Source organism: Synechococcus sp. H55.11 (genome assembly GCF_047462475.1).
GTDB lineage: Bacteria > Cyanobacteriota > Cyanobacteriia > Thermostichales > Thermostichaceae > Thermostichus.
In genome coordinates this window covers 1-1,145 of the sequence record NZ_JANSJI010000193.1, presented here as the reverse complement: position 1 = coordinate 1,145, position 1,145 = coordinate 1, and the positions used below count along the sequence as shown (strand labels likewise).

The following is a 1,145-nucleotide window of genomic DNA, read 5'->3' as shown; positions in this document are numbered from 1 at the left end:
GGATTAGCCACGGATGGCCGGCGCCACTTCCACCGCCGCCAAATCCAGCGGGAAGTTGTGCGCATTCCGCTCGTGCATCACTTCCATCCCCAGGTTGGCACGGTTCAGCACATCCGCCCACGTCCCAACCACACGACCGTTGCTGTCCACAATCGACTGGTTGAAGTTGAACCCGTTCAGGTTGAACGCCATGATGCTGATCCCCAGCGCCGTAAACCAAATCCCAATCACAGGCCACGCCGCCAGGAAAAAGTGCAGGCTGCGGCTGTTGTTGAACGACGCATATTGGAAAATCAACCGCCCAAAATACCCGTGCGCCGCCACAATGTTGTAGGTCTCTTCCTCTTGCCCAAACTTGTAACCCAAGTTCTGCGACTCCTCTTCCGAAGTCTCACGAATCAGGCTCGAGGTCACCAACGACCCGTGCATCGCACTAAACAGCGCACCCCCAAACACGCCGGCCACGCCCAACTGGTGGAACGGGTGCATCAAAATGTTGTGCTCCGCTTGGAACACCAACATGAAGTTGAACGTCCCCGAAATCCCCAAGGGCATCCCGTCCGAAAACGACCCCTGACCAATCGGGTAAATCAAAAACACGGCCGTCGCCGCCGCCACCGGCGCCGAGTAGGCCACCGCAATCCAGGGACGCATCCCCAAGCGGTAGCTCAGCTCCCACTCCCGGCCCATGTAGCAAAACACCCCAATCAAAAAGTGCAGCACAATCAGCTGGTAGGGGCCGCCGTTGTACAGCCACTCATCCAAAGAAGCGGCTTCCCAAATCGGGTAAAAGTGCAGACCAATCGCAGCCGAAGAGGGCACCACCGCCCCAGAAATAATGTTGTTGCCGTACAGCAAAGAACCAGACACAGGCTCGCGAATCCCGTCGATGTCCACCGGGGGAGCACCGATAAAGGCAATGATGAAGCAGGTGGTGGCAGTCAGCAGGGTGGGGATCATCAGCACCCCGAACCAACCGATGTAGAGACGGTTGTCGGTGGAGGTGACCCACTCGCAGAACTGCTCCCACACGTTGCTGGTTGAGCGACGTTGGATAACAGTAGTCATGATGGCAAACTTCCCTGAGGAAGCGCGAAGATTGACAACACAACCTTAAAACATCCGTTAAGTTCTGTCAACTGGCT

1 protein-coding gene is annotated in these 1,145 nt (G+C 56.8%); it reads right to left on the bottom strand.

Translation table 11 applies throughout. The features are described 5' to 3' along the window. Positions 1-3: 3 nt before the first annotated feature. Entirely contained in the window at positions 4-1,068 is a 1,065-nt protein-coding gene (gene psbA, locus NW853_RS08240) for a photosystem II q(b) protein (protein WP_414336205.1), read from the bottom strand. Between the last annotated feature and the right edge of the window lie 77 nt (positions 1,069-1,145).